Source organism: Ruegeria sp. CF3, from assembly GCF_056537365.1.
In genome coordinates, this window is sequence record NZ_JBQFRK010000003.1 from 296,959 (window position 1) to 320,281 (window position 23,323).

The following is a 23,323-nucleotide window of genomic DNA, read 5'->3' on the forward strand; positions in this document are numbered from 1 at the left end:
TTTGTCTTTCTTTTTGATGGCATTAGAAAGGGCGGTGCTAAACGTCCGCCCCTGCATTCATCTGTAATTCAATAGGCCTTGCCACGGGCAGAGACCGGCCAAAGGGCTTCAACCTTGCCGCCGCGCACACCGACGTACCAGTCATGAACGTTGCAGGTCGGGTCACAGTGGCCGGGCACCAGCCGCAGCTTGTCGTTGACCTTCAGCACCCCATCCGGATCGCCAATCACCCCGTGTTCGTCCGAGCACTTCAGGTATTCCACTTCGTCCCGCCCAAAGATGAAGGGCAGGCCGCTATCGACGGATTGCACCTTCAGACCCGCATCGCAGATTGCCTTGTCCGCTTTGGCGTGGCTCATCACGCTGGTCAGAATGAACAAGGCGTTTTCCCATTCACCCTGATCGATCCGTTGACCGTCCTTGTCCAGAATCCGACCGTAATCAGCATCCATGAAGGCATAAGAGCCGCACTGCAGCTCGTTATAAACGCCCGAGTTGCTTTCGAAATAATAAGACCCCGTACCGCCGCCTGAAACCAGCTCGCAGTCGATCCCTTCAGCCTTCAATCCGTCGACGGCATCCTTGACCATGGCGATTGCGGTATCCAGTTTTTCTTTGCGTGCCTCATACGTATCCAGATGCTGCATCGCGCCTTGATAGGCCTGCATGCCGGTAAATTTCAGGTTAGGGGCGGCCTCAACAGCCTTGGCGATTTCGATCACAGCGGGGGTCGTGGTGACACCACAGCGGCCCGCGCCGCAGTCGATCTCGACAAAAACCTCCAATTCAGTGCCATGCTTAGCGGCAGCAGCAGACAGGTCAGCGACGTTGTCCACATCGTCGACGCAAACGATTGTGCGTGCGCCAAGCTTCGGCAGGCGCGCCAGACGGTCAATCTTGACCGGGTCCCGCACTTGATTCGAGACCAGAATGTCTTTGATGCCTCCGCGCGCAAACACCTCGGCCTCGGAAACCTTTTGGCAGCAGACGCCGACTGCGCCGCCCAATTGTTCCTGCAGCTTCGCGACGTCTACGGATTTGTGCATCTTGCCATGCACCCGGTGCCGCATCCCATGTGCCTTGGCATAGTCGCCCATCTTCTTGATGTTACGCTCGAGCGCGTCCAGATCAAGGATCAGGCAAGGCGTCTGGATTTCGGATTCATCCATGCCGATCGCGGCAGGGATGTCATAGCCAACTTCGAATTGATCACTGTTCATCGGTTTGTTCATCCTGTTTCTCCTTACCCTTTCAGCCAGGGCAGCTTGTCCAGATCCACGTTGCCTCCGGTGATGATGACGCCGACGCGTTTGCCCCGGAAGGTGTCGGGGTTCTTGAGAATGGTGGCCAGCGGAACGGCCGAAGACGGCTCCATCACCACGCGCAAGTATTTCCAAGTGAGTTTCATTGCGTCGATGATCTCTTGCTCGGACGCGGTGAAGATGTCGGTCACATTGTTCGACACAAAGTGCCATGTGTTTTCCTTGAGCGGGACCAACAGCCCGTCCGCCACCGTTTTGGGGGCATCGTCCGCAATGATATGACCCGCTTTGAAGGAACGGTACGCATCGTCCGCCTGCTCAGGCTCAGCCGCATAGATCGCGGTTCCTGGTGCCAGGTTCGAAACCGTCAGACAGGTGCCTGAGACCATCCCGCCACCGCCGATTGGCGCGATCACTGCATCCAGGCCATCGGTCTGCTCAAGCAATTCAGCCGAACATGTGGCCTGACCAGTGATAACACGAGGGTCGTTGTACGGGTGCACGAACTCTCCGCCTGTTCGGGCCTGCACCTCGGTAAAGGTCGCTTCGCGGGACGACGTGGACGGTTCACATTCAGTGATCGTACCACCAAAGCGTCGTACCGCGTCTTTCTTGGCCTGCGGCGCGGTGCGCGGCATCACCACATTGCATGGAATGCCCCGGCGACCCGCCGCATATGACAGTGACAGGGCGTGGTTCCCGCTTGAGTGGGTGCAAACGCCCTTGGCCGCCATCTCATCGCTAAGGCCGAAGACTGCATTACTGGCACCGCGCACTTTGAATGCACCTGCTTCCTGAAAGTTCTCGCATTTGAAGAACAGCTGTGCGCCGGTCAATTCATTCAGATAGTCCGAGGTCATTACCGGTGTGCGTCGGATGTGCGGCCTGATCCTTTCATGCGCAGCTTGTACGTCGTCATACGTCAGGTCGGCGACGGGGATTTGATCCAACATGACTATCCTCCCTAAGCTGCGGCTTTTGCGTGGCTGGTTGAGCTGGCGCGATAGAATTCCTGCGCCGCAGCAACCCCGCTGCCAAGCTTCACCGGGTAGTTCAGATCGGCCATGGCCATCTCGACCGTGGCCAGCCCCGACAGGACCATAACATCGGTCAGGCTGCCCAAGTGGCCAATACGGAATGCTTTGCCATTCAACTCACCCAGACCAATGCCGAAGGATACCCCATAGGTGTTGAAGGCATGGTCAGTCAGTTCGTTGCTGTCGAAACCTTCGGGCACAAATATGGCGCTGACGGTATCCGAGTAGAGGTCAGGAGATTGTGCGACCAACCTCAGGCCCCAGGCCGCAGTCGCGTGGCGCACACCTTCGGCAAGGCGAGTGTGGCGGGCATACACATTGTCCAACCCTTCCTCGAACAGCATCTTCAGGCTTTCGCGCATGCCGTAGATCAGCTGCAGCGGCGGAGTATAGGGAAAGCCGCCAGACGCATTTGCCGACATCATATCACGGAAATCAAAGAAGGTGCGGGGCAGTTGGGCGGTATCCATTGCAGCCAGAGCCTTGGGGCTGACGCACAGGATCGCCATGCCGGTGGCCAGCATGAACCCCTTCTGCGACCCCGAGACCGCAATATCCACGCCCCACCGGTCAAACTCGAACGGCATTGAGGCCAGAGAGCTCACGCAATCCACAAACATCATGGCCGGGTGATGTGCCGCATCCATCGCATCGCGCACAGCGCTGATATCGGAACGCACACCTGTCGCGGTTTCGTTATGCGTCACCAATACGGCCTTGATTTCATGCGCTTTATCCGCGGACAGGATCGCCTCGAACCTGTCGGCTGGCGCGCCTGTTCCCCATGGGCATTCAACGATCTGAACGTCCAACCCGTGTCTTTCGCACAGATCGATCCAGCGATGGCTGAAGACGCCGTAGCGGGCGACAAGAACCTTGTCACCGGGGCTGAGCGTATTTGTAATCGCTGCCTCCCAACCGCCCGTTCCGCTGGCTGGAAAAGTGATTATCTGGCCTTCGGTGGTGCCGAAAACCTGTTTTGTGTTTTCCAGTACCGGGGCGAAGGTTTCAACGAAATCCGGGGCGCGATGGTCTTGCGTCTGAACCTGCATGGCAAGGCGCAAACGATCAGGAATGTTGGTTGGGCCTGGGATAAAGACCGGGTTTTGATGCGACATAACTCAATCCTCTGCTTTGGGCCCAAGTGTCGCTTGAACGGTTGCGTGTTGCAATTTTCTTGAAAAATATTTTCATTTTATCTGTTAAATTGATAAGGTGCTGAAACGGATAGGAATTCAGTTTATCAAAATGATCTCTGAGAATTCCGGGCCAAAAAAATTGGTTCGAGTTTTCGGGGGGAATCCGAAGGTCAGGTGAGAAATGGAAACGCAAAAGCGGCCGCGCGGCAGACCCAAATCGCTGTTTAAAGAAAGTTCGGCCGGGACCATGCAATCATTGGATCGGGCGCTGGGCGTACTGACCACTGTTGCCCGGCTAGAGCGCGTCGCGCTGAGCGATCTTGCCCGCGAGGTTGATGTTCCGACAGCCACCACGCATCGCATTCTGGTGACACTGCAAAAACACGGGTTCGTATCTTTTGATGAGGAACGGCAGGAATGGTTGGTCGGAATCGAAGCCTATCGGACCGGTGCGTCTTTTCTGCGGCGCAAGAGCGTTCTGGAAATCGGCAGGCCGATCCTGCGGCGTCTGATGCAAGACAGCGGTGAGACCGCAAATCTGGCCGTACCCGATGGAGCAGAGGTGGTCTTCGTCGGGCAGGTCGAAACTCAGAACCCCATCCGGGCCTTCTTTCCACCCGGTGCGCGGACGCCCATGTATGCGTCCGGTACAGGAAAGGCTATTCTCGCTGCGTTGAGCGAAGAGAGTTTAGGCAAAGTTCTGGGCCGGGTTGATCCGGTTGCTTTCACTGAAAATACGAAGTTGCCCGCTTCGGGCCTGTATGCAGATCTGGCTGAAACTCGTACCCGAGGTTGGTCTTACGATCACGAAGAACGGTATGAAGGTATGTCTTGCATTGGTGCGGCCATCTTCAATGACAGGGCTGAGCCTTGCGCCGGTATCTCGGTATCCGGACCCACCGTAAGGTTCAGCCGAGAACACGCGCCCGAGTTGGGCGATCTGGTCATGCGCGCGGCGCAAGAGATCACCCACCTGAGCGGCGGTAGGCTACCCAAGAGCTGACGCTTGATTATTTGCGCGGCACTCTGGGGATGCGCGATTGCGAGAGTTTGTACTTGTGTTCCGGATGCGGTGGATGGCCGTGGGTGCGGTTCCAGAACCCAGTCCCTCCGCGCCTGAGCCATAGGGGGATGCACAGGATCAGCCCAACAAAGAACCCTCCGGTATGCGCCCAATAGGCAACGCCACCTTCATCGGGATTGCTGGCCAGGCTGCCAAGGAATTGCAGGCCCAGCCAGACACCCAGCATGATAAAGGCCGGGATGGTAAAGATCCGGATATAGACGATCAGAATCAACAAGATATCCACGCGCGCTTTTGGGAAAAGCAGAAGATAGCCGCCCATGACACCGGCGATCGCTCCGGAAGCGCCAATTGTTGGCACCACCGAATCCGGTGCCGAAATGACGTGAATCAGCCCCGCTCCGATTCCTGCCAGCAGATAGAACACGAGAAACAGCACATGCCCCATTTCGTCTTCGAGGTTGTCGCCGAATATCCACAGAAACAGCATGTTTCCCGCCAGATGCATCCAGCCCCCATGCAGGAACATTGACGTCACGAGTGTCTCGAACCCATAGCCGTCAGTTATCCGGGCAGGAATGACCGCGTAGTCAATATAAAGCTGATTGATCAGCCGCGCATTCTCCATGACACCCACATAGCTGAGGAAGATCAGTATGTTCGCAGCCATAAGGGCATAAACAACAAACGGAGTACGCCCCGAAGGGTTATGGTCTCGGATCGGAAACATGGCGCGACGCTGGGCTTTTCGCCGCCCAGCGTCAAGGTCCGGTTATGCCGCACCTCCCAGAAGGGCGGCGTTGCCTCCGGCGGCGGTGGTGTCGACACAGACATGGCGTTCCCCCAGCACCCGCGCACGGTCGGGCTGCCCGGGGATCAGCGGGATGATCGGGCCATCGCGCCGGGCCAAATGCTGCTCGATATGGCGGGCAGAGTCGTCGTCGCCCCACCACAGAACGCCCGAGAAACCGGTCAGGTTTTCAAGCCGGTGCAGATCCAGCATGCCCGTCATACGGATCGCTGTGCCGCCCAACGCTTTGACCGCATCCGCCTGAGCCTTGGCGGCCTCGTCCCCCGGACCCATGCACAAAAGCGGGGAGCGGGAATATTCGGTCAGGCGGTTCGATTCACCGGTGGGGCCAGGCAGCGATTGGGTGCTGGGCGTTGCAGGTTGCCCTTCGGGCGCACCTGGTTCAGCCGAACTGTCCCAGCGTCCCGAAGCATTCTGCCGATCAGGCGCGCAGAATCGCGCCATATAGTTCGGGCCGCCGGCCTTGGGGCCGGTACCGGACAGACCTTCGCCACCGAAGGGTTGCGAGCCGACGATCGCGCCGATCTGGTTGCGGTTGACGTAGATATTACCGGCATGGATCGCCTCGGTCACATGCTGCACCCGGTCGTCGATCCGCGTGTGCAGGCCGAAAGTCAGGCCGTATCCCGTGGCATTGATATCCGCAATGACCTTGTCGATATCTTGCGCCTTGAACCGGACGACATGCAGAACCGGACCGAACACCTCGCGCTCTAGCGCCGAGATACCGGGTATCTCGATCAGAGTCGGTGCGATAAATGTACCCTCAGGAGGCGTTGTCATCTCCTTCAGTACCCGTCCTTCTGAACGGGCCTGGGCCACGTGGTCCGCGATAATTTGCCGGGCTTGCTCGTCAATGACCGGGCCGCAATCAGTTGATATCAGCCAAGGATCGCCCACATGCAAAGCGTCCATCGCCCCTTGCAACATGGTCAGAACGTCCTCGGCAATGTCCTCTTGCAGATAGAGGCAGCGCAGGGCCGAGCACCGCTGGCCTGCCGATTGGAACGCGCTTTCGATAATCGATTGCACAGCTTGTTCCGGCAACGCGGTGCTGTCTACGATCATCGCGTTCAGGCCGCCGGTCTCGGCGATCAATGGCGTGCCCGGACGCATATGCTGTGCCATGGCGGATCGGATTTTCAACGCGGTCGCGGTCGAGCCGGTAAAGGCCACGCCCGAGACGCGTTCATCCGACGTCAACGCCGCGCCCACTTTCGGCCCACCCGGAAGCAGTTGCAGCGCATCGCGTGGAACACCTGCTTCGTGCATCAGCTGAACTGCGCGATGGGCGATCAGTGGCGTTTGCGGGGCAGGTGCCGCCAGCACGGCATTGCCAGTGGCCAACGCAGCCGATATCTGCCCGGTGAAGATCGCCAGAGGGAAGTTCCACGGGCTGATGCAGGTGAATATTCCGGCGGGTTTGGCGGCAGGAATATTGGCGGCGTAGTAGCGCAGGAAATCAACCGCTTCGCGCAGCTCGGCAACTGCATCGGGCACAGATTTTCCGGCTTCGCGGGCGAGCAGGGCAAACAGCTCTCCAAAATGCGCTTCGTAGAGATCGGCTGCTTTATTTAGAATGTCAGCGCGCTTCTCGGCTGAGGCCTGCCATGGGCAAGCGCTGGCCAACGCCAGTTCCACGTCTTCGGGGCTGGCCGCAGCAACCGAACCGGGGCGATCCTGCGGTTGCGCAGGATTGATCACGGGAGTGTCTGCCAAAGGCTGTGCATCATCCGACAATAAGGGGCGGGCGTACCAATGATGGGCGCGGAAGGCGTCGCGTGCGATGTCAATCTGGTCCAGCGTCGGCGTATGGTGCAGATCAAAGCCTTTCGAGTTTGGGCGTTCCGGTGCGAACAACTCAGGCCCGGTTGGCAGCGGTTTGCCAGGTGTTTGAACGGCCACGAACGGATCTGCGGCAACGGTTTCTGGGGCGACTTCCTCATCAACGATCTGATTGACGAACGAGGAATTTGCCCCGTTTTCCAGAAGGCGACGTACCAGATAGGCCAACAGATCCCGATGCGCGCCGACCGGAGCATAGATACGGCAGCGCGAGGTCCGCTTGTCGCGCACAATCTGATGCAGGGTCTCACCCATCCCGTGCAGGCGCTGGAATTCGAATGGCTGGCCGTCCGCCATATGTAGGATGGCGCTGACCGTTTGGGCGTTATGCGTGGCAAATTGCGGATAGATACGGTCGGTCATTCCCAGCAGCTTGCGGGCGTTGGCGATATAGGACACATCCGTCGCCGCCTTATCGGTGAAGACCGGAAAACCATCGACGCCCTCGACTTGCGCGCGCTTGATCTCGGTATCCCAATAAGCGCCCTTGACCAGCCGCACCATCAGCTTGCGGTCGTGTTGCTGGGCCATGTCATAGAGCGTATCCAGCACCAACCCGGCGCGTGGGCCGTAGGCTTGCACGACGATGCCGAACCCGTCCCAACCGGCCAGTGCAGGCTCTGCCATAACTTCTTCGATCACCTGCAGCGAGAGCGACAGGCGATCTGCCTCTTCCGCGTCAACGTTCAGTCCCATGCCCGCCGCCTTGGCCAGCAAAGCCAGCGCGCGCAGCCGGGGCACCAGTTCGTCCATCACCCGTTGTTCTTGTGCCAGCTCATAACGGGGGTGCAGGGCCGACAGCTTGACCGAGATGCCCGGATTTTCGCGAATGTCTTTATGGGTGCAGGCCTCGGCAATAGCGGCGATCGCGCGCGAGTAAGACAGGTGATAGCGGGCAGCATCGGCCTCGGTCCGTGCCGCCTCGCCCAGCATGTCGTACGAGTAGGTATAGCCCTTATCTTCCATTCCTTTGGCGCGCTTCATGGCGGATTGAATGGTTTCGCCCAAAACGAACTGACGTCCCATTTCTTTCATTGCACGACCAACGGCGGTGCGGATCACCGGTTCACCCAGCCGCTTGATGGCCCCGCGCAGCGCGCCGACGGGCGAGGATTTGTCTTCGTCCAGAACCCGGCCTGTCAGCATCAACGCCCATGTCGACGCGTTCACCAGTGACGAGGATGATTGTCCCAGATGTTTTCCCCAATCTGACGGGGCGATCTTGTCTTCGATCAGTGCGTCAATGGTATCCGCATCTGGCACACGCAACAGCGCCTCGGCCAAACACATAAGCGCAACGCCTTCATCTGTGGATAGGCCGTATTCAGCCAGAAACACTTCCATCATGCCAGGCGACGTGCTTGAGCGGATGTCGCGCACCAGCTGTGCTGCAGCCTCGCAAATGGCCGTTCGGTCGGCCTCTGACAGCTTGGCCTGAGAGATCAGCGCGTCCAGTACAGTGGACTGGTCGGCATAAGTTTGAGTGTCGATTTTGGTGCGTAGGCTGTGTGACATGTGTACTCCGGGGCTTTTGCCTAATATAACCGCCTATAGTCAGGAGAATGGACCGAATTTTCTCGAATTCTGGTCGAATTGGCTGAAATATAGGGGCTTAATCATGCAAAACGACTTGTCCAGCCTTGATCGCTTTGACCGCGCGATCCTTACGGCATTAGCTGAAGATGGCCGCATCTCAGTGACGGACCTTGCGCGCAGGATCGGCTTGTCAAAATCGCCGACACAGGCGCGGCTCAAGCGGCTTGAGGCTGACGGGATCATCACAGGCTATCGCGCCATGTTGGACCCGATCCGTCTGGGCCTTGACCATGTGGCCTTTGTCGAGGTGCGTCTCACAGATACTCGTGAAAAGGCACTGGCCGAGTTCAATGCAGCGGTGCGCAGAGTTGCTGAGATTGAACAGGCTCATATGATCGCGTCCAACTTTGACTATCTGCTTAAAATCCGGACCCGATCGATGACAGAATACCGCACGGTGCTAGCCGAGAAAATCTCATCCCTGCCGCATGTTGCCAACACCTCCACCTTCGTTGCGATGGAGGCGGTGAAAGAAACCGGGTTGCTGGCTCCGCTATAAAGCAGTTGACCTAAACGCCTGATGGATCAGGTTAGAGAGGATGAAAAACGTACTTATCGTTGCCATACTCGCTGGTTCTGCCGCTCAGGCTTCTGCAGATTGCCCGGTTGCGCCGGATCATATTTCTGGCGTCGACGCCCTGATTGCGCAAGCCCAAACCGCGTCGTCTGAGCGCGAGGCGCGGGGCATTTCGGGACGGATGTGGCAACTCTGGACCGATGCGCCGGACGCCCGATCTCAAACCCTGTTGGATCGCGGGATGTCTCTGCGCGAGTCTTGGGATTTGACCGGTGCGCTGGCCGAGTTTGACGCTCTGGTCGCTTATTGCCCGGATTATGCCGAGGGGTACAATCAGCGGGCATTCGTCAACTATTTGCAGCAGGATTACGGTGCGGCCCTGATCGATCTGGATCGGGCCATTGAGCTGTCCCCGAACCATGTAGCGGCGCTTAGCGGGCGGGCATTATCGCTGTTGGGTCTCAAGCGGCTGGACGAAGCGCGAACGGCGCTGAACCATGCACTCGAACTGAACCCGTGGCTTTCAGAACGTGCCTTGCTTGCGCCGGGCGGGCTGCTTGATCCACCGGGTGAGGATATTTGAATTGAGACGAAAAAGCGCCCCGGAACCGAAGTTCAGGGGCGCTTTTGATGCAAGGGCTTGTTTAGCCGACCAGCCCGTTGTCGGTGCGTTTGATCGCAATCACCGACGAACGCGGCGTACCGCCATCGGGCCAATTGCTGCCCGGATGCTGGATGCCAACAAACATGGTGCGCAGGTCGGTCGACCAGGCCAGACCGGTGACTTCACAGCCATTCGGGCCGGTCATGAAGCGCACAATCTCCCCGGTCACGGGATCGCCAACCAGCATCTGGTTATTGCCGTTTCCTGCGAATTCTTCCTCGTTGTCATCATTCCCGTCTGTCTGAATCCAGACCAGACCGGTCGAATCGATGGCCATGCCGTCGGGTGAGTTGAACAGGTTGCCTTCGTTCACATTTGCCGATCCGCCACGGTTATCCGAATGAACAGTTGGGTTTCCGGCCATGACATAGAGATCCCAATCAAAGCCAGTGGCCGCGTGATCTTCATCCGCTGGACGCCAGCGCACGATCTGGCCGTATTTGTTGGCCTCGCGCGGGTTAGGGCCGTTGACTGCAGTGTCATCGCCCCCAGCATTTGGCTTAACTCCACGGTTCTTGTTGTTGGTCAGGCAGCAATATGCTTCGACCGCAACAGGGCTTGAGGCCACCCATTCCGGGCGGTCCATTGTGGTGCCGCCCGCAGCCGATGCGGCCATACGGGTAAAGATCAGAATTTCGGCCGCGTCCATGCCGGTTGTTTCCGGCGTCAGCGGCAGCCATTCGCCACTCATGTCGTCATTGAACTTGGCGACATATAGCGTGCCGTCATTCAACAAGCCCTGAGTGTCGACACCGGGCGCATAGGCCGCGTTCGAGACGAACCTGTAAAGATACTCGCCACGTTCATCGTCGCCCATATAGACCACGACACGACCGTCCGCAGCCAGCGCGACCTCAGCATTTTCATGCTTGAAGCGACCAAGGCCGGTGTGCTTGACCGGAGTGCTGTCGGGTTTGGTCGGGTCGATTTCAACGATCCAGCCTGCGCGGTGCGGCTCATTGGGGTTTTTCGAGGTGTCGAAGCGGGGGTCAAACAGTTCGTAGCCATTCCAGCTTTCGGCTTTGATGCCATAGCGTTTCATGCCGTCCGCGACCTTCTGATCGTAGCTGGCATTCTCGTCAGAGGAACCAAAGTAGCCGTTGAAATTTTCTTCGCAGGTCAGGTAGGTGCCCCACGGTGTCTTGCCGGAACCACAGTTGTTCATGGTGCCCAGCGACGCGGTTCCTGTCGGATCGGCCTCGGTCTTCAGTAGGTCATGACCAGCGGCGGGGCCGACGATCTTCATTGGAGTGTTGTGGTGGATCCGGCGGTTGAAGGGGCTGTCCTTAACGACCGCCCAGCCCGCAGGGCCTTCCTTGATCTCCATTACGGTCACGCCCTGGATGTTCTGCAACTTCAGAACATCATCGGCACTGGTCGGAACACCTTTCTGCGCGGCAGGCAGGTTGATCTTGCGGTTCGGGTACTCGTGGTTGATCGCAATCAGCTCGTGACCCCGGAACGAGAATGTCTCCATCCCATCCGTATTCTCGCCAAAAACCTTGTCCGAGTTTTCAACCTTACCGCCATCGGTCAAATCGTATCCATCGGCCTCGGAAAACAGCGGATCGCCCCAGCGCATTAGCATCTTCCATTCATAACCTTCCGGAACGTGGACTGTCCCATCGGTCTGGGCGGGAATCGGCGTGAAGGCAAAGCGTTGTGCATCGACCGCCTGTGCTGAAGTTGAGCCCAACAAACCAGCGCCCATCGCCGCAGCGCCCGACCCAAATGCCACAACTCCTGACAGGAAACCCCGTCGCGAGATAGCGCTTTCAACCACGCGGTCGAAGTCGTGTTCATCTGGGCGGGGGAAGTGCAACTCATCCCAATCGTCGGCGGAAAGGGTGGTGAGATCGACGTCTGTCATGGATAGCTCCTGGCTGTCTGAACTAAGAATCGCACCGTGGGTTTAGAGCGATCACATGACAGGAAATTGACAGTCTTAGCAAAGCTTCTTTTGATCTGCGCCGCGTGCAGATTGACGCCGATCTACCTGCGGCGCTGATCAATGTTTAGGCGAATCTATCGCCAAACGACCAGAAGCCTAAGCCGCCTTTGCCTTGCTGCGGCAATAACATGAGGCATGGATAGGCACCGTGGCCCGTGCAGCAGCATTGTCCAGTTGCAGCTTGATATGACGGGCCTCGGTCGTTTCACCGCGTCGGATCAGGCATTCATGCAGGCCATGAAGGCTCCAGATATTGCCGGGATGCTGGCAGGCACGGGCGAGCGTGTCGTCCAGACCCAGATCGGCCCGATAGACGGCCTCGGCCTCATCGAATTGACCGTCTTCCATCAACAAGGCACCCAGAGCGTGCCTTGTTGGCTGCATCCATCCCCATGGCTCGTCATAAACCAGATTGTCATCCAACTCGACCGAGCGGCGCAGATGATCAAGTCCGCCTTCACGGTCACCGGATTTGAACGCGATCTCTCCATCCATCATCGCCTCGCCGATCATCAAAACATCCTCGGCGGTGTTGTTGAATACCAGTCGACTTTCCGGGACGGCTTTTCTGGCCTGAACGGCCACTTTGCGTGCATGCGCTGCATCGTCCATACGACCCAAATTGGCCAGAGCCACAGAGCGCGCCTGATGAATTGCGGCGGTGGTATAGCTGTATAACTCCGCGTCGCCGGGCATGGGTTCATCCAGAATTTCCTGCCACATGCCGAAGCGAACCATGACATGGACCTTCTTGCCATAGAAGGATTCGAACAAATCCGGGAAGTAACGGATCACATTGTCCGGCAATAATCGCATCAATTCCTCGGACGCAGCCAGGGCCAATTCGGGTTGCCCAAGGAACATGGCCCCATAGGCTTCAAAATGTACGTTGTGGACGCGATAGACGGTATAGAAGTTCTCACCCCCGGCCATGGCTTCATATTTCTTGTCGACCGCTGCAGCTCGGTGATTGCGCCAGACCACATTCTGATAGTCGCCGCACAACACGTCGATATGCGTCGCCATGTGAACTAGATGCCCGCTGTCGGGCACCAGATCGACCAGCCGATCCCCGTGTCGCAGCGCCTTTTCCGGAGTGGGCGACATCTCCATCAAGTGGATATACATATGCAGCAGGCCGGGATGATCCCAGGCACCGGGAAGCGTTTCAAAGGCCCTTTCCAGAACGGCTTGTGCCTCGGTGGTGGATGCCCCTTCGGCGGGCACGCCCTTCTTGAGATCCCATAGCTGCCAGGGCGTTCGGTTCATCAAGGATTCGGCAAACACAGATGAGACATCCAGGTCGTTCGGATGATCGGAATAAACCGCGCGCATCGAATCGGCGAAGGCGTCATTCCACGGTGCATAGTCCTCTATTTCGGGGTCCGACGGGAAATGGTGTGAGATCGCTTCGATCAAGGCCGCCTCAATCGGGGTCGAAGATGTGCGCAGAGCCATCGCCGTTTCGACTGCCTGTCGCGCCCGGTCAAGGGTGGCAACCTTTTCATCAGGCTCAAAGAACTCCCATGGTTTATTGTAATTTGGACCAATCGCATAGGCGACGCCCCAATGGGCCATACCGCATTTCGGGTCATGAGTTATGGCCTGTTCGAAACAGGCGGCAGCGGCCTCATGGTTATACCCGAACAGCCAGATGAGCCCCTGATCGAACAGCTTCTGAGCTTCGCTTGATGAAGTGGTAACAGCACGGCGATACGTGCCGAGGTCAAAATCGGTCATCCTTCAATCCCCCGCTTACTCTCCGCCGAGCACCGGTAATCAGCGCCGAACAGCGGATCATCGAATTATAGCACAATTTCGTGAAAGGCATCGCGGAGCGCGGAAAAGGCTCTTCGAGCTATCCAGCCCTCCTTGTCGGACAAGATTACTCATCGGAAAGCAGCCAGCTGTCGCGGTTGTTCGCAAGTGTCGGTGCCGGCAAAATGGACGTATCAATTCTCACCGCGAGGTGCATTTGATTGAAACATCCTCTTGACGACAAATTTTGTATGAAATAGGTGGTGACCTCGCTGAGCGGGCGTTGTGTAGTGGTAAGACCTTAGCCTTCCAAGCTAATGACGCGGGTTCGATTCCCGCCGCCCGCTCCAGCTGATCCCCCACACAGGTTGCGTCATTTAGCCCTTATCGGGCTGCAAAACTTTGTCTTCAGCTTGACCCCAAACATCTCTGACGCCAAGAAGCTGAGATTGATGCCTGATCAGGGCGACCGACCAAAATACAAGGGCCAGACATGGCAAGAACCAACGCCGCCAGTCCAGCGAACAATTCGGCTCCGCGAGCGCAGGAGCAGCGTGCACGGTCTAAGAAAATCGGCGTGCTGCGGTCATTGTGGCCGTTTATGAAGCCCTATCGACTGCTGATGATCGGTGCGACACTGGCGTTGATCCTGACGGCCAGCATGACGCTGACATTGCCCTTGGCTGTGCGGCGTGTGGTCGACAATTTCCGCATCGAAGATGGTGATTTGCTTGAATGGTACTTTCTGGCCGCCCTCGGTATTGCCGGTATTCTCGCCGTGGGTACGGGTATTCGCTATGCTTTGGTGACCCGGTTGGGTGAACGTGTGGTGGCCGATATCCGAAAGGCGGTTTTTGACCGCGTGATCGGGATGAGCCCCGAGTTTTACGAGCGCATCATGACCGGAGAAGTTCTGAGCCGTATCACCACCGACACAACGCTGATCCAATCGGTGCTGGGATCGTCTGTGTCCATCGCGCTCCGCAATCTTTTGATGTTCGTCGGCGGACTGGTGCTGATGCTGCTGACATCGGCTAAGCTGACTGGGATGGTGTTGCTGCTGATTCCGCTGGTGGTTGTGCCAATATTGGTACTGGGCCGCAGGTTACGGGTGATCAGCCGGGAAAATCAGGACTGGATTGCGGCGTCCTCTGGAAATGCCGGCGAGGCGTTGGGTGCGGTGCAAACCGTGCAGGCTTTTACTCATGAGGACGCCAGCAGGACGCAGTTCGGAGAGATGACAGAAACTTCGTACGAAGTTTCTCTGCGTCGGATCCAGACCCGTGCGATTCTGACCGTCATTGTGATCTTTCTCGTCTTCTCGGGCATCGTTGGCGTGCTGTGGATGGGTGCGAATGATGTGCGTAACGGGGTTATGACCGAGGGCGTGCTGATCCAGTTTGTGATCTATTCGATCATCATGGCGGGTTCAGTCGCCGCGTTGTCCGAAATCTGGAGCGAGTTGCAGCGCGCTGCAGGTGCGACCGAGCGTTTGGTCGAGCTTCTGAACGCTGAAGATACAGTCAACGATCCGTCGCAGGCCAAGGCATTGCCTGTGCCCGTACGCGGAGAGATACGTTTCGACGATGTGACATTCCACTATCCCGCGCGCCCGGACGTTGTCGCGCTGGATCATTTGTCACTGCAGATTAAACCTGGGGAGACAGTGGCCTTTGTTGGCCCGTCTGGTGCGGGCAAGACAACAGTCATCCAGATGATTCAGCGGTTCTATGATCCCGATGCGGGACAGGTCAGTCTTGATGGGCTCGACCTGCGCGAGTTGAACCGTGACGACTTCCGTCAGCACATCGCGCTGGTCCCGCAAGACCCCGTGATCTTTGCCGCTTCGGCGCGCGAGAATATCCGCTTTGGCCGTCTGGACGCCTCAGATGCCGAAGTCGAGTCCGCCGCCCGAGCCGCCGCCGCGCATGAGTTCATCTCGGCTTTGCCCGAAGGGTATGACAGCTTTGTGGGCGAACGGGGCGTAATGCTGTCGGGTGGTCAGAAGCAACGTATCGCCATCGCACGTGCCATCCTGCGCGACGCACCGGTGCTGCTGCTGGACGAGGCGACCTCGGCTTTGGACGCAGAAAGCGAACGTGCGGTGCAGGGTGCGGTTGATAACATGAGGGCAGGGCGCACCACTCTGATCGTGGCGCACCGTCTGGCGACCGTTAAGAAGGCAGACCGGATTGTCGTGCTGGAAGCCGGGCGCATTGTGGCGCAGGGTACCCATAACGATCTGGTGGCGCAGGACGGTTTGTATGCCCGCCTCGCACGCTTGCAGTTCACCGACGGGGTGGCTGCAGAATAAAGTGACGCTCCGGCACATCTCGTTTCGCCGTAGCGTCATTCTACATATTCCCGGACCTGATCGCTAAGCCCTTGCTTGCGCATGGTGTGTTTTGCTTCCATCTTGGAGGTGACAAACAAGCCTGTGCGCGACACGGGAGACAGATCAGGGGAGGAGCCACATGGCCTTTGTGGGATTGGAAGACAAGGCGCGCATCGAGCAGGAGATGGCGTGGGAAGATCGGGACGTACCCGTCACCTTCCATCAACTGTTGTCGCGGACGGCGGGCAAGTTCCCGAACCATAAAGCGATCAGCTTTCAGTTGTTGTCCGGCCCGACCGACAAGGCCGAGACGCTGACATGGTCCGAGCTGCTGGGCAAAGTCAATCAGGCCGCCAACCTATTCCGTTCCCTTGGCATCGGAGAAAACGATGTGGTGGCCTATGTGCTGCCCAACTGCAACGAGACGCTGGTCACCATGATGGGCGGTGCGGTGGCCGGGATCGTGAACCCGATCAACCCATTGCTGGAGCCGGAGCAGATCGCGGCGATCCTGCGTGAGACCAAGGCCAAGGTCGTGGTCACGCTGAAGTCCTTCCCCAAAACCGATGTAGCCCAAAAGGTTGAAGAGGCAGTACGACACGCTCCGGGCGTCAACACGATCCTTGAGATCGACCTGAACCGCTATCTGACGCCGCCAAAATCCTGGCTTGTACCATTCCTGCGTCCAAAGATGGGCGACAAGGAAAAGTTGGCCCATGCGGACTACAAGAACTTCATTGATGAGCTGAACAAGCAGCCTAAGACGCTGAACTTTGAGGACAGCCAGGAAGATCGCGTGGCGTGCTATTTCCACACGGGCGGCACCACGGGCATGCCGAAAGTGGCGCAGCACAAATACTCGGGCCTTATCTACAATGGCTGGTTGGGCAATACACTGCTGTTTGACGAGAACGACGTCATCATGTGCCCACTGCCGATGTTCCATGTCTTTGCGGTGCATGTCATCGTGATGGCGGCGGTGTCGTCTGGTGCACATGTGGTATTCCCGACGCCTGCCGGGTATCGCGGTGATGGCGTATTCGACAATTTCTGGAAACTGATCGAACGCTGGAAGGTTTCGTTCATCATCACAGTGCCGACAGCGATTTCAGCCAAAATGCAGCGACCTGTGGATGCGGATATATCCAGCGTTAAAACAGCATTTTCGGGATCAGCTCCGTTGCCGGTCGAACTGTTCCGTCGGTTTGAAGAAGCGACCGGCGTTACTATCGTCGAGGGCTACGGCCTGACCGAGGCCACTTGTCTGGTGTCATGCAACCCCGTGGATGGGGAAAAGAAGATCGGCTCGATCGGTATCCCGTTCCCTTATACGGATGTCAAAATCCTGCAGGACGGGCCGGATGGACCAACCGAGTGCGGCGTAGATCAGATCGGTGAAATTTGCATCTCGAACCCCGGCGTATACGCGGGAAATACTTATACCGAAACCGACAAGAATACGAACCTCTATCATTTCAACAAATACCTGCGCACGGGCGATCTGGGACGGTTTGATGAGGACGGCTATCTGTGGATCACCGGTCGCGCGAAGGACCTGATCATTCGCGGCGGACACAATATCGATCCCGCAGAAATCGAAGAGGCCTTGCTGGGCCATGATGCCGTCGCCTTTGCAGGGGCCATCGGTCAGCCCGATGCGCATTCGGGTGAGGTGCCTTGCGCCTTTGTTGAACTGGTCGAGGGGGCCTCGGTCACTGAACAGGAGCTGATGGACTATTGCAAGGTCCACGTCCACGAACGCGCGGCACAGCCCAAGCATTTGACCATTCTGGACGAGTTGCCGAAGACCGCCGTTGGCAAGGTGTTCAAACCCGAACTGCGCAAGCAAGCCATCACGCGCATCTACAATGGTGCTTTGGACGCGGCAGGCATACCAGCGCGAGTCGTTTCGGTAATTGACGATAAAAAGCGGGGTCTAGTGGCGCAGCTTGACGCGAATGGATCTTCCGAAGACGATGTCTCAAAAGTGCTGGGTTCGTTTACCCGGCCATGGGAGTGGTCTGAATAATTCGGAGGAACAATGGACTATGAACGTCTGATCGACGAGGAGACCTGGGGTTTCATCCGGCGCACAGCCGAGAGCTATCCGGATGATACAGTAGAGATGTCCATTGCTGACCAACGCCGGGTCTATGACGCGATGTGTCAGGACTTCCGCCAGCCGCGCCCACCTGGCATCGAGGTGCGCGACAGGTCCGCCGATGGCGTACCTGTTCGCATCTATAGTGCCGGTGACCCCACCCGGACCGTCATCTATATACATGGTGGTGGGTTCGTCGTCGGGGGCTTGGATAGCCACGATGATGTCTGTGCGGAACTCTGCGCCCAGACGGGCTATCGGATCGTTTCGGTCGACTATCGGTTGTGCCCTGAGCATGTGCACCCGGCGCAGTTTCAGGATAGCTGGACCGCCACGAACTGGGTGGTTCAGGAATACGGCGAGCCGATTGTGCTGGCCGGTGACAGCGCGGGTGGCAATCTGGCAGCAGCCGTTTCGCACCATGGTCGGGGGCGGTTGGAAAATGTGCTGGGGCAGGTCCTCATATATCCCGGCTTAGGCGGAGATATGTCGCAGGGGTCGTATATCGAACATGCCAATGCCCCGCTGCTGACATTGGACGATATCCGGTTTTATGAGACTGTTCGGTATCAAGGGACCACGCCCCAGAACGATCCTACCTATGCACCGTTGCATGACGTCGATTTCTCGGGGCTACCGCCGACGGTGGTGGTGACCGCCGATTGCGATCCGCTGCGCGATGACGGGCAAGCTTATTGCGACCGGATCACGGCCGCAGGTGGGCAGGCCCATTGCATCAACGAGGCCGGTTTGGTCCACGGATATCTGCGCGCCCGAACATCGGTCAGGCGCGCCGCGGACAGCTTTGAGCGGATTTCCGTGGCGATTGAGGCTTTGGGGCAGGGGATTTGGTCCTACGACTGAACCGCGTCAGGTCAGGAACGGCTTGGCTTTCATCGTATCCGCCACCGGTGCGCCCATGCGCTGAAGTATGGTTGGGGCTAGCTGTAGCTGGTCGATCACGGTATCGGGATCAGGGCCTTTGGCCTCTCCAAAGTAGTAAAGCGCTGTTTCCTGCTGCAAAGGGCTGCGCCCTCCGTGATGGCCACGTTCGTCTTGGCCATGATCAGCCGTCACGATGACGTCATAGCCCAACTGCTGCCAGCGCGGGATGAACGGGGCCAGCATTTCGTCCATGACAAAACAGGCATGATCCATCTCTGTGCAATCGTGGAAGAAACGATGCCCCATGCTGTCCAGTGTGCAAGTGTGCAGGATGCCATAATCCAGTCCGAAGCGCAGACACATGTTGGTGAGCGAGGCAAACAGATCGACATCGCTTGGCGTCATCTGGTTGGCGTTGCCATATCCCGTCATTGAATGAAAGCGACCATGGTTGATTGTCAGGTTGTCGGGCTCGTCATATTCAACATCGCGGACGTAGTCGAACGGGTGGCGATTGAAGAATTGAGACCAATAGCTGTGGGTGACCGCGCCGGTTACACCGCCTGCCTCACGCACCTGACTGAACACATCCTTATGGCTTAGTCGGAAGACGTTGCCGTTGCCTGTACAGCCATGCTCTTGCGGTGTGACCCCGGTGTGGATAGACGCATAGCAACTGGCAGAGGTCGAAGGCAGTACAGAGCGGAGTTTCCAAACCCGGGCAGCACCGCTGTCGACCCATCCTTCAAGATTGCCAAACAGTCGACGAAAGTTGCGCCAGGGGACGCCGTCGAGGATGATCAAAAGCAGTTTGCGGTCCATGTTCCGGCCCTTGTTTCTGAGTATTCGTTCCGGCGAACCTATGAGATTCGTCCGGCTATGGCTGCGCATTTGCGCCCCAAATAGCAAAATCCCGACGTCTGCTTGTGTTCACAGCGCCGGGAATTTGAATGGTCTTCGGTGTTTCTATGAGAAGGGCGCGGATCAGTTCCCCGCGCTCTCCATTTTGCGGTGAGCGACAACCTCTTCCAGCCAGCCAAGATGCATCTCAGGCACCGAGCTAAGCAGCAAGTCTGTATAGTCGTCGAATGGAGGGCTTAGCACCTGGCTCTTGGGACCGTAGCGAACCACCCGACCCTGGTACATCACCGCGATACTATCGCTGATCGCACGGACTGTCGCCAGATCGTGGGTGATGAACAGGTATGCCACATCCTCGATCTTTTGCAGATCCAGCAGCAGCTTGAGGATACCGTCCGCGACCAGCGGGTCGAGCGCCGAGGTGACCTCATCACAGATGATCATCTTTGGCTTGGCCGCCAGTGATCGCGCGATACAGACACGCTGTTTTTGACCACCCGACAGTTCCGCCGGATAACGATCGATGAACTTCTCGCCCAGTTCGATCTCATCCAGCAACTCGACGATCCGCTTGCGTTTCTCGGCGCCGCGCATGTTGAAGTAGAACTCGAGTGGGCGGCCGATAATCGTACCGACGGTCTGACGCGGGTTCATTGCCACGTCGGCCATCTGGTAGATCATTTGCAGCTCACGCAGGTCTTCACGCGTGCGGCCTTTCAGATCAGAGCTGAGCTTGCGGCCCGCAAAGGTAATCTCACCATCACGGGGTGGAAGAAGCCCGGTGATGACCCGTGCCAGCGTAGACTTACCCGACCCGGATTCACCCACAACCGCCAGTGTCTGGCCCGGATGAAGCTCGACGTTGACATTATGCAGCACGTCGAAATTCAAGCCTTTGTAGCGCGCGGTGATACCATCGACGCTCAGCACGGGTTCAGGAGTTGGTTTTTTCTCTTCGTGCTCGATTGAGCGGACCGAAACCAGCGCCTGTGTGTACTCTTCTTGCGGGCGGTTGATGATCTGGTCGGTATTTCCGTATTCGACCGTATCGCCCATCCGCAGCACCATGATGTCATCACTGACCTGGGCCACAACTGCCAGATCATGGGTGATATACAAGGCGGCAACGCCCGAGTCGCGAATGGCGTCTTTGATGGCCATCAGCACATCGATTTGGGTAGTCACGTCCAGTGCCGTGGTAGGTTCGTCAAAAACCACCAGATCAGGCTCGGGGCAAAGCGCCAGCGCCGTCATGCAGCGCTGCAGCTGTCCGCCCGAAACCTGATGCGGGTAACGATCACCGATATTGTCAGGGTCGGGCAGACCCAGCTTGGCAAAAAGCTCACGCGCGCGGGCTTCAGCCTCTTTGCGCGAAAACTTCTTCTGCTCAACTGCGGCCTCGACCACTTGATCCATGATCTTCTTTGCGGGGTTGAACGATGCGGCGGCGGATTGGGAAACATATGTTACCTCACCACCGCGCAGTTTGCGGATGTCCCCATGAGATGTCTTGAGGATATCACGCCCGTTCACCCAAACCTCGCCCCCGGTGATTTTCACACCGCCACGGCCATAGGCCATTGAGGCCAGACCGATGGTAGATTTGCCAGCCCCGGATTCGCCGATCAGACCCAGCACCTTGCCTGGCGCGAGGTCAAAGCTGACCCCGTGCACGATCTCGATGTCATGGGGCTTTTCACCCGGCGGATAGACGGTCGCGCCGATTTTGAGGTCGCGGACCTTGAGAAGGATATCACTCATCCCCGGCCTCCTTTCAGCGATGTGGTACGATTCAGGACCCAGTCAGCCACCAGGTTGACCGAGATTGCCAGCGTCGCAATGGCCACAGCGGGATAAAGCGCTGCGCCGATACCATAGACGATGCCATCCTTGTTTTCTTTCACGATACCGCCCCAGTCAGCCAGCGGTGGCTGGACGCCCAGTCCCAGGAACGACAGGGTCGAGATGAACAGAACCATGAAGATGAACCGCAGTCCGAATTCGGCCACAAGTGGCGACAGCGCATTGGGCAGGATTTCCCGGAAGATGATCCAGGCGCGCCCTTCGCCGCGCAGCTTGGCGGCTTCAACATAGTCCATAACGTTGATGTCCACCGCTACAGATCGCGATAGGCGATACGGGCGGGTGGCATCCAGTAAGCCCATAACAAGGATTAGGATCGGGACGGTCACCGGAACGATGGCCAGAATGACCAGTGCCAGGATCAGAGTCGGGATTGACATGATCAGATCCACCGTACGGCTGAGCGCCTGATCAGCCCATCCGCCCAGTACTGCAGCCAGCAAGCCCAGCGACGTACCGGTCAGAAAGCTGAGCAGCGTCGCCGCTGCCGCGATGAAGATTGTCGTGCGCCCGCCATAGATCATGCGGGTCAGCAGATCGCGACCGATATTGTCAGTGCCTAGCAGATGTTCGGGGCTGCTCGGCTCCCAGACGTCGCCGACGACTTCTGCCATTCCATAGGGTGCAATCAACGGGGCGGCGATCGCCACAAAGAAATAGGCGAAGGTGAAGATAAGGCCAATCAGAGCCGAAAGAGGAATGTTCTTTATCATTTCGGATGCCTCAGTCTTGGGTTGGCAAGGATCGACACGATATCTGCAACCATGTTCAGACCGATATAAACGGCCGCAAACACCACGCCGCAGGCCAGAACAACCGGCACATCACGTTTGGTCACGGCATCCACAAGGTATTGCCCCATACCTGGATAGACGAACACAACCTCGACCACGACAACACCCACGACCAGATAGGCCAGGTTCAGCATGACGACGTTCACGATCGGTGAAATCGCGTTGGGAAAGGCATGGCGGGCAATAACCTGAAATGTGCTGAGGCCTTTCAATTCAGCGGTTTCGATATAGGCCGATTGCATGAGGTTCAGAATGGCCGCGCGCGTCATGCGCATCATCTGTGCCAGCACGACCAGCGTCAGAACAAAGGCAGGTAGCGCGATTGCATTCAACTTTTGTCCAAACGACATAGAATCATTGATCATCGCAAGCGACGAGAACCATCCCAATTTCACTGAGATATAGTAGATCACCACATAACCGATCAGAAACTCGGGGATCGAAACCGTCGTCAGGGTGATGGCTGAAATCAGTTTGTCGGGCCAGCGATTGCGGAACCGCACGGCAAGCAGCCCCAGAAAGATTGCAAGCGGTACGGAAACTATTGCTGCCACGCAAGCCAGGAACAGAGTGTTCCCAAGGCGTTTTCCAATACTCTCGGAGATATCAAGTTTGTTGGTCAGGGATTGACCCAGGTCACCCTGAAGTATGCCTCCCAACCACTCGAAATAGCGTGTAAGGGCAGGGCGGTTCAGGCCCATTTCTTCGCGTAGGTTTGCCAAGGCCTCTGGAGTTGCGGACTGCCCCAGGACGGCTTGCGCGGCGTCTCCAGGTAGGGCTTCGGTTAGGCCGAAAATCAGGGCCGAAGCGCCGAGCAGCAAAAGGAGTCCCAGCGCCAGGCGCTGGGAAACCAATTTGATGATGGGATGCATTATCCGTA

General features: G+C 57.6%; 17 protein-coding genes and 1 tRNA gene. 7 read left to right on the top strand and 11 right to left on the bottom strand.

What is annotated here, in order from left to right; all coding sequences use genetic code 11:
- Positions 1-68 precede the first annotated feature (68 nt).
- Genes bhcC through bhcA form a run of 3 tightly spaced genes read right to left on the bottom strand, consistent with a single transcriptional unit; the run spans position 69 to position 3,417 of the window.
- Positions 69-1,232 carry a 3-hydroxy-D-aspartate aldolase BhcC gene (gene bhcC / locus ACR0KC_RS13090; RefSeq protein WP_480706835.1) on the bottom strand — a complete coding sequence of 388 codons (1,164 nt, stop codon included), beginning with the start codon at positions 1,230-1,232 and terminating at the stop codon, positions 69-71.
- Between the two features lie 11 nt (positions 1,233-1,243).
- Positions 1,244-2,215 (bottom strand): beta-hydroxyaspartate dehydratase BhcB, encoded by a 972-nt coding sequence (gene bhcB / locus ACR0KC_RS13095; protein WP_480706833.1) that lies wholly within the window; start codon positions 2,213-2,215, stop codon positions 1,244-1,246.
- 11 nt (positions 2,216-2,226) lie between these two features.
- The gene (gene bhcA, locus ACR0KC_RS13100) at positions 2,227-3,417 is read right to left on the bottom strand and encodes an L-aspartate--glyoxylate aminotransferase BhcA (RefSeq protein WP_480706831.1); all 1,191 of its coding nucleotides are present in this window, start codon (positions 3,415-3,417) and stop codon (positions 2,227-2,229) included.
- A gap of 202 nt (positions 3,418-3,619) precedes the next feature.
- On the opposite strand from bhcA, the gene ACR0KC_RS13105 reads away from it, so the two are divergent.
- The gene (locus tag ACR0KC_RS13105; RefSeq protein WP_170625223.1) at positions 3,620-4,441 is read left to right on the top strand and encodes an IclR family transcriptional regulator; all 822 of its coding nucleotides are present in this window, start codon (positions 3,620-3,622) and stop codon (positions 4,439-4,441) included.
- A gap of 7 nt (positions 4,442-4,448) precedes the next feature.
- Here ACR0KC_RS13105 and ACR0KC_RS13110 read toward each other — a convergent pair whose 3' ends face one another.
- Entirely contained in the window at positions 4,449-5,192 is a 744-nt protein-coding gene (locus ACR0KC_RS13110) for a rhomboid family intramembrane serine protease (RefSeq protein WP_170732976.1), read from the bottom strand.
- Positions 5,193-5,234: 42 nt separating this feature from the next.
- A complete protein-coding gene (gene putA, locus ACR0KC_RS13115; protein ID WP_480771939.1) occupies positions 5,235-8,633 on the bottom strand; it encodes a bifunctional proline dehydrogenase/L-glutamate gamma-semialdehyde dehydrogenase PutA in 3,399 nt (1,132 codons plus the stop codon).
- A gap of 103 nt (positions 8,634-8,736) precedes the next feature.
- Between putA and ACR0KC_RS13120 the strand changes: the two genes are divergently transcribed.
- Together ACR0KC_RS13120 and ACR0KC_RS13125 are read left to right on the top strand one after the other, a co-directional pair.
- Positions 8,737-9,213: a winged helix-turn-helix transcriptional regulator gene (locus ACR0KC_RS13120; RefSeq protein ID WP_170401672.1), complete on the top strand. Its 477-nt coding sequence runs from the start codon at positions 8,737-8,739 to the stop codon at positions 9,211-9,213.
- Between the two features lie 40 nt (positions 9,214-9,253).
- Positions 9,254-9,814, top strand: coding sequence for a tetratricopeptide repeat protein (locus ACR0KC_RS13125; RefSeq protein WP_170401669.1), 561 nt, complete (start codon positions 9,254-9,256; stop codon positions 9,812-9,814).
- A gap of 61 nt (positions 9,815-9,875) precedes the next feature.
- On the opposite strand, the gene ACR0KC_RS13130 is transcribed toward ACR0KC_RS13125, so the two are convergent.
- Together ACR0KC_RS13130 and ACR0KC_RS13135 are read right to left on the bottom strand one after the other, a co-directional pair.
- The gene (locus ACR0KC_RS13130) at positions 9,876-11,765 is read right to left on the bottom strand and encodes a PhoX family protein (RefSeq protein ID WP_480706823.1); all 1,890 of its coding nucleotides are present in this window, start codon (positions 11,763-11,765) and stop codon (positions 9,876-9,878) included.
- A 177-nt stretch (positions 11,766-11,942) separates the two neighbouring features.
- Positions 11,943-13,586: a hypothetical protein gene (locus ACR0KC_RS13135; protein WP_480706821.1), complete on the bottom strand. Its 1,644-nt coding sequence runs from the start codon at positions 13,584-13,586 to the stop codon at positions 11,943-11,945.
- A 294-nt stretch (positions 13,587-13,880) separates the two neighbouring features.
- Between ACR0KC_RS13135 and ACR0KC_RS13140 the strand changes: the two genes are divergently transcribed.
- The 4 genes from ACR0KC_RS13140 to ACR0KC_RS13155 all read left to right on the top strand — a co-directional run bounded on the left by ACR0KC_RS13140 (position 13,881) and on the right by ACR0KC_RS13155 (position 18,904).
- Positions 13,881-13,954: transfer RNA gene (locus tag ACR0KC_RS13140), tRNA-Gly, on the top strand.
- Positions 13,955-14,097: 143 nt separating this feature from the next.
- Positions 14,098-15,918, top strand: coding sequence for an ABC transporter transmembrane domain-containing protein (locus ACR0KC_RS13145; RefSeq protein WP_480706819.1), 1,821 nt, complete (start codon positions 14,098-14,100; stop codon positions 15,916-15,918).
- Between the two features lie 160 nt (positions 15,919-16,078).
- A complete protein-coding gene (locus tag ACR0KC_RS13150) occupies positions 16,079-17,968 on the top strand; it encodes an acyl-CoA synthetase (RefSeq protein WP_480706817.1) in 1,890 nt (629 codons plus the stop codon).
- Between the two features lie 12 nt (positions 17,969-17,980).
- A complete protein-coding gene (locus tag ACR0KC_RS13155; protein ID WP_480706815.1) occupies positions 17,981-18,904 on the top strand; it encodes an alpha/beta hydrolase in 924 nt (307 codons plus the stop codon).
- Between the two features lie 6 nt (positions 18,905-18,910).
- Here the strand turns inward: ACR0KC_RS13155 and ACR0KC_RS13160 are convergent, their stop codons facing one another.
- The 4 genes from ACR0KC_RS13160 to ACR0KC_RS13175 form a co-directional block, all read right to left on the bottom strand.
- Positions 18,911-19,747, bottom strand: a complete 837-nt coding sequence (locus ACR0KC_RS13160) for an alkaline phosphatase family protein (protein ID WP_480706813.1) — start codon at positions 19,745-19,747, stop codon at positions 18,911-18,913.
- 162 nt (positions 19,748-19,909) lie between these two features.
- Positions 19,910-21,547, bottom strand: a complete 1,638-nt coding sequence (locus ACR0KC_RS13165; protein WP_170512411.1) for an ABC transporter ATP-binding protein — start codon at positions 21,545-21,547, stop codon at positions 19,910-19,912.
- Complete coding sequence (locus ACR0KC_RS13170; RefSeq protein WP_170402849.1) at positions 21,544-22,359, bottom strand: ABC transporter permease; 816 nt, start codon at positions 22,357-22,359, stop codon at positions 21,544-21,546. Before ACR0KC_RS13170 ends, ACR0KC_RS13165 begins: the two co-directional genes overlap by 4 nt.
- A complete protein-coding gene (locus ACR0KC_RS13175) occupies positions 22,359-23,315 on the bottom strand; it encodes an ABC transporter permease (protein ID WP_170392259.1) in 957 nt (318 codons plus the stop codon). The genes ACR0KC_RS13170 and ACR0KC_RS13175 overlap by 1 nt, the downstream gene beginning before the upstream one ends.
- Between the last annotated feature and the right edge of the window lie 8 nt (positions 23,316-23,323).